Below are 6424 nucleotides of genomic sequence, written 5' to 3'. Positions count from 1 at the left end.
GACATCTCTACAATCACAGACGAAGAAATCAATCGAATGGTGTGGCAAATTAACACTCGCCCTCGCAAGATGTTTGGTTGGAAATCTTCGCTGGAAGTCTTCTGGTCGGAGATGTTCCACTTAGCTTGACAATTCAAGTAACAAAAAAAGGCATCTAAGCCTCCTAGTGCTATGCTTTAAGTGGCTAAACCAAAGTTAAGCGAGGTAGGAATAGATGTCTCAACTTGATATTACACTTAAGTTGCTTGGAATTACAGATACAAACATTCATGTTCAAGACACACGCGAGGAATTTCACGGCAAGGGATCCGGTCGTAAGAAGTATTTGGTGGTTCGTGCTGAACTGTCATATACGCTCACCCATTGCCCTCAGTGTGGCTTTGATGCTTTACACCGAAACGGCCACAAGCTCACGCATATCCACGTCGATGGCCCAACCGACCAGCCTGTGATTCTCGAACTGAATAAGCAACGCTGGCGTTGCACGAACTGCCATAGTACCTGCACGGCTACGACCTCCGTGGTCAGACCCAATCATGCGATCGGCCACAAGCTGGCAATGCACGCGATAAAGCTCGCCAGTAAGTCATTAACCGAGAAGAACATCGCCGCTTTCACAGGTATTTCGACTAACTCAGTTCAACGAATCCTAGATGCTAATATTCACCCACACGCCAGTCGCATACTCCCGGTAAATCTGTGCTTCGATGAGTTCAGATCCACCAAGAACGCGATGTCGTTCATCTGTATTGATGCCGATACGCACAAGGCTGTTAAGATCCTTGGTGGCCGTCTGAACAAGGATATCAAACAGTTCTTCATCAACCAGTACAGTGTCGATGACCGCGCTGCGGTCAAACGTGTGGTAATGGATATGAATGCTTCGTATCAGCTCATTGTCCATGAGCTATTTCCCAACGCAATCATCATCATTGACCGTTTCCACATCGTTCAGCTGATCGCGCGGGCAATGGACCAGATCAGAGTCCAATGTCTGAAGCAACTAGACGTCCATTCGCGTGAACACAAGGTGCTAAAGTCACTCTGGAAGTTGTTTCATAAAGTGCAGCCGGATGCGAAACATTCCCACTATCTGTTTGGCCTCAATGAATACTCAACTGAACAAAACGCCATTGATTTGGGTACCGGTGTTTCTGCGACGTTCAAAACTGCCTACGACACCTACCTTGCAATTCATGATGCGTTGATGGGTGGCCATTACCGTAAAATCAAAAGCTTGATCATGACTTACCAGTCCAACGGCACTGCCCTGGATACCGCCATGACAACGCTACGCAAGAATCTCCACGGTGTCGTTAACGCGGCGAAGTCACCATACTCCAATGGCCCTATTGAAGGTGTCAATCGTAAGATCAAGGAGCTCAAACGCACGTGCTATGGTTTCTCCAACCAAGCCAACATGTTCAAGCGAGCTTACCAAATCGTCGCTTAGTACTTGCCCAGCCACTGCCAGCCACTGAATGAGTATCACTATTTGGGTCACTCTAAAATCAGCAGTGGACAAACCGCTGCCCAGCCAATCATCTCAACCAATAAAATAACAAAAAAGGCTTTTCATCACTGAGAAACCTTCAGAGGATAGAAATTATCCTTCAACACCATTTGACAAACTTCCAAAAAAAGGCGGCTACATAGGCATTTTACCTTCCTATGAACCGCTATGATTTTGCAAAATGGATCCGATGAGATTCGAACTCACGACCTCTGCCATGCGAAGGCAGCGCTCTCCCAACTGAGCTACGGACCCAAAACACAAGATATATTGTATCATGTTCATTGCTTTTGTAAAGGCTTTTTCATGGGAGACCTGCTACTAAAAGCACCAAAAAAGGCCGCCAATCACGGCGACCTCTGGGGTAAGGGTGCCACCGGTGGGAAACCGATGGCAATTTCACTTTGGAGGAGTGAAATGTCAAACGCGTCAGGGAACACGCTTGACGATGGAAAATTGGGGTTGGGGTGTGAAACAAGCGGGAACTTATCTCACAGATTCATGGTACCAAGCGGTTGTGAAGAAAGTGTGACGAAGTGTTTAAGGATTTCTTGGTGCCATCGCCCGATTGGCTTGGGTGGAAAAAATCGTATTCATCACCACTAACATTACGATCACACTGATAAACAACACGTGATAGTTGGTCGCGTCGATCAACAACGCCCCCATCACCGGTCCCACAGCCCGCCCTGCTGACGCCAGCATTTGCACAAAGCCTTGATAGCGGCCGCGGGCGTCGCTTGGCGAATACAGATCGACATATGTCGAAACGGCTGGTAACGCTAAGATCTCCCCGATTGTGAGCACTGCCATGGCCCCTAAGAACTGCCAATAGTGATGTGCGACTAATAAGATCACGAAGCTGACGGCAAACAACGCAAAACCAGTGGTCAACCGGGCGCGAATATGCGCGGACAACCAATCGTCAAATGCCGTCAAAACCGGCTGGAACAACACGATCTCAACTGCATTTAAGGTCCACACCAGCGAGTAATCACGCACATTCATCCCCAAATGCAACATAAATGCAGACACATTGGATTGCCACTGCTCATAAGCGACCCAAGTGACAAACAACAATACCATCAACCACAACACCTGCTTGGCGATCGGTTGGCGGAAGGCTTTGGTCGCCGCATTTTGGGCATGCTTGGGTTTTTGCACTTTGAAATGTAAAAAAGCCACCACCCAAAATAAGGTAAACAATGCACAGGCTAATATGAAAATATAGGTGATCCCTAAAGGCAACACGAAGCCAACGATCAACGTGCCGATCACCAAGCCTAAGTTAGACATGAAATACAACACGTTGAAAATGTAAGACGGCTTGCGGCTGGTGACCAAAGTGGCATACGCATTGATGCCTGTAGCCACCACCCCATTGCCGAGACCTAATAAGATCAACAACAGCGGATACGCTGGCCACCCATGCCAAAAGATCAAACTCAACGTCGCCACGATATTGATCGAGATCCCAGCGAGTATCGTCGGATACGGCTTCCAGCGGTCAAACAAGCGTCCCCCAACATAATTGCCTAGCATCGTCGCCAAGGAATTGACCAACAACACCAACCCAGAAACGGTCAGCGATTCGTGCAGATATTCGTGCATGTAGATCGTCGTTAACGGCCAAATAAAGCTGATCCCAGTGTTGGTGATCAAGCTCCCGAGAAATAACCATGGTAATTTTAATTCTTTTTGGTGCATGCTACCCCTCCAATATTCAAACTCGTGTACGGCAGCGTCCAAACGCACCCAACGCCTGACGCCTGGTAAAAAAGTGGTCTTGCCAGACATATTGTATCGAAATGCCTACCGGGAAAACACGATAATGGGCAATTTCTCATCTTTGCTCATTTAAAGAAACATTGTTTTTCACTGTAATCGTGTGGTAAGCGTTCCCCCACGCGCGTTGGTGCGGTAAACTGAAGGTATCAGTAAAATTTGTGAGGTAAATTCGATGACAGTAGAAGCTAGCTTGACCTATCAACAAAATTTTTTCAATGATTTCGCCCAGGCTTGGCGTGACCAGTCGACGTACCGCTTGTATCAAGGCATCGACAAAACCGCATCCAGCTTGCGCTTAGAAGTAACCGAAACGCCAGGCTACATTTTAGCGTATGACAAAGGCGCGCAAGATGAATTGCATGACTTCTTGCAAAAGGCGTTTGTGGCGTTTTTACGCGAACATGTGCCATTTTTTGAAGTGTCTGATGATGGAAAAGTGTATTTTGGTGATTGGTATCACCGCCGTCAATTCGGGCAATTAAGCGTGTTTACCCGCACCATTGACCAAGCCACCCCTCAAGAGCGCAACATTTTGCCGCAACTCGTGGCGTTTGCCCAAGACCCTGAGCATTATCTTGATAATCAATTAGAAGCTTTACGCAAGAATATTTATCAAACCGTCAATGATCTCCATAATCAACTGGAAGCCGCCAGCGTTGAAGAACCGACCCAACCAAGTCGCAGCACCAATTCAGCCAGCGGGTCTTTTCGCGGGTTGTTGAAGAACTTTATCGATCCTGATGACGACGAAGACGAACCTGCACCAACGCAGCCGACTCGTCGCCGCACCCAAGCACCTGCTGATCTCAAACAGCGTTTTGACGAAGCCAAAGCGCAAGCTGACAGCGAATTTGATGCCAAAAAGCGCGCCATGCAAGTCAGTGCGGCGATCACCCGCTACGAATATCAAGCAGTCGTTTCCAGCTACAGTTCCATTTCGCAATTTGAAAACATTTTGGCCAATTTGAAAGCTGACTTCATGAAGGCATTAGCCAAAAAGGAGGATGCTCATGCTTAATTACGTCGATAAAAACATTCAAGCTATTGCCACCACGCATTTGTCTGCCAAAAATGCGCGGATCAAAATCACCGAAAGTTACGCTGACGCTTTTGCCAAACTGACCAACTCACCGATTTTCGGCCAAAACGAAGCGGCTTTGGCGCAATTGACCTTGAGTTACACCAGCTTGTTAGCCGATAAATTACAAGAAGCTTTAACGGCGTTGCCTGACTTGCATCCAGCTTTTGCCGAACGCCTGTGGTTGGCCCCAGAGATCCGCACGTCTGGTCATTCACAGATCACCGTTTACTTGGCGACGGATGAAGACAACTTGCCATTGTTGGTGATCGACTCACCATTATTGGACAATGCCACCATGTTGGCCCGCAACTTGCCAACGCTTTTGCAAGTCACTGCCAAAGATGATCAAACCAGCCAATTTGACGACGATCAACTGGCCGCTTTAAGTACGTTGGTACGCGGGTTGTATGCGGCAGATTATGCCTTTAAGACGGTCGACGAAACCGTGTTACAACCAGTTGACGGGTTGACCTTTAAAACCAAGTACAATAACTTGACGACCTTGACTTCAAGCACTCATGTCGACAGCGCAGGCGATATTACCTTGAGCTTAGATCTAGAAGGTGCGGCAGTGGATTCCTTCCATGTACGCGATGACGCGGGCCATGATTGGATGGATCTGGGGACTGATAGTATCCAAGGCGACACTTTCTCTTGGAGTTCCACCACGATCCCAGATGAGCTGGTCGGACATGCGTTGACCTTGCAAGTGATCGTGCATGCTGGCGAAATTGCCCCGGCTTTAGATGAGTTGTTTGTGATCGCCTCAAATCATGCGATCTTGATGCGCCAAGGCAAAGCGCAAGGCAGTTATGAATTAGCCTTACCAAATCATGAAGCGTTAAGCGTGGTATCCAACGCTGACAGTGACACGATCACCTTGCATTATCCGCAGCCAACCGTACAAGTATTAGAATTAAATGCCAAATATCCGTTTTTAGGCGAATGGTTGAAAGCAATTTTACCACAACGGCGTGCTTTTAATTGATTTTCCGATTATTTGCTAGTATGATGGTGTCACTCCACTAGAAAAACGAGGTATCATCCCATGGCAAATGAATTTCCGCAAGTTTTAACCATTGCAGGCGTCGATTCAGACGGTTCTGCAGGCGCACAAGCTGATCTGCACAGCTTTTTCATGCGCGGCACTTATGGCACGTTAGTTTTGACGGCAGCTGTTGCTGGCAATTCTTATGGCATCCATGATTCAATGGTCATGCCTGGCGCATTCATCGATCACCAATTTGATGATCTGGCGGCAGACTTACATATTCGCGCGGCTAAAACCGGGATGTTAGCTGATGCCGCAGTGATCAATACTGTTGTCAAGAACTTGAAAAAATACGACTTCGGGCCATTGGTGCTCGATCCGGTGATCTCCACCAAACATGGCAACATGTTATTGGAAACTGAAGCCTTTGAGACCTTGAAGGCTGAATTGATCCCAATGGCTTTTGTGATCACGCCTAACTTCTATGAAGCTGAACACTTGACTGGCTTGAAGCTGGACTCAGATGCCGCGATCAAACAAGCCGCCCACATGATCCATGACATGGGCGCCAAAAATGTCATGATCAAAGGCCGCCATGATTCCGATGATCAAGAAGTCGTGCGCGATTACATCCTGTTGGCTGATGGCAAGGAATTCTGGCTGGACGGCCCTTATTTTGCCACCACTCGTAAAAACGGCACTGGCGATTCGTTGTCTGCTGTGATCACGTCAGAGCTGGCAAAAGGCCAAGACATCGAATCTGCGATCCGCATCGCCAAAGCCTTTGTTGATAAAGCCATCGACAACGAGATCCCGGTCGGCCACAAGTTTGGACCGATCAACCATTGGGCCAACGACTTGCAAAATCCCCAATACTAAACTGATACCGACTCAAAAAGCCTGAACAGCAGCTGTTCAGGCTTTTTTGGAAATTTGTCAAATGGTGTTGAAGGATAGTTTTTATCCTTTGAAGGTCTCCCCGACCGTGGGAGGCTTTTTTGTTATTTAATTGTTTAAGGAACTATGATGGATGCAGGGATAATGGTATTTT

General features: G+C 47.6%; 5 protein-coding genes, 1 tRNA gene and 1 pseudogene. 5 read left to right on the top strand and 2 right to left on the bottom strand.

The window, feature by feature from the left end:
- Together ACKTSG_RS14355 and ACKTSG_RS13335 are read left to right on the top strand one after the other, a co-directional pair.
- A pseudogene (locus ACKTSG_RS14355) lies at positions 1 to 129 on the top strand (IS30 family transposase); the annotation flags it as partial.
- Between the two features lie 85 nt (positions 130 to 214).
- Positions 215 to 1453: an ISL3 family transposase gene (locus ACKTSG_RS13335; RefSeq protein WP_407895449.1), complete on the top strand. Its 1239-nt coding sequence runs from the start codon at positions 215 to 217 to the stop codon at positions 1451 to 1453.
- 242 nt (positions 1454 to 1695) lie between these two features.
- Here the strand turns inward: ACKTSG_RS13335 and ACKTSG_RS13330 are convergent.
- Positions 1696 to 1768 (bottom strand) — tRNA-Ala (locus ACKTSG_RS13330).
- Positions 1769 to 2053: 285 nt separating this feature from the next.
- Positions 2054 to 3220: an MDR family MFS transporter gene (locus ACKTSG_RS13325; RefSeq protein WP_407895447.1), complete on the bottom strand. Its 1167-nt coding sequence runs from the start codon at positions 3218 to 3220 to the stop codon at positions 2054 to 2056.
- A 253-nt stretch (positions 3221 to 3473) separates the two neighbouring features.
- Here ACKTSG_RS13325 and ACKTSG_RS13320 point away from each other — a divergent pair, with 253 nt between their 5' ends.
- From ACKTSG_RS13320 to thiD, 3 genes are read left to right on the top strand one after another with little or no spacing between them, the layout of a single operon-like run.
- Positions 3474 to 4319: an SbcC family exonuclease gene (locus tag ACKTSG_RS13320; protein WP_407895445.1), complete on the top strand. Its 846-nt coding sequence runs from the start codon at positions 3474 to 3476 to the stop codon at positions 4317 to 4319.
- A complete protein-coding gene (locus ACKTSG_RS13315) occupies positions 4312 to 5370 on the top strand; it encodes a hypothetical protein (protein ID WP_407895443.1) in 1059 nt (352 codons plus the stop codon). Before ACKTSG_RS13320 ends, ACKTSG_RS13315 begins: the two co-directional genes overlap by 8 nt.
- 60 nt (positions 5371 to 5430) lie before the next feature.
- On the top strand, positions 5431 to 6252 hold the full coding sequence (gene thiD, locus ACKTSG_RS13310; protein ID WP_407895441.1) for a bifunctional hydroxymethylpyrimidine kinase/phosphomethylpyrimidine kinase: 822 nt from the start codon (positions 5431 to 5433) through the stop codon (positions 6250 to 6252).
- Positions 6253 to 6424: the final 172 nt, after the last annotated feature.

The sequence above is a fragment of the Lacticaseibacillus salsurae genome (assembly GCF_045862175.1).
GTDB lineage: Bacteria > Bacillota > Bacilli > Lactobacillales > Lactobacillaceae > Lacticaseibacillus > Lacticaseibacillus salsurae.
Note: the sequence above shows the minus strand (reverse complement) of the source record. Positions and strands in the feature narration are given on the sequence as shown.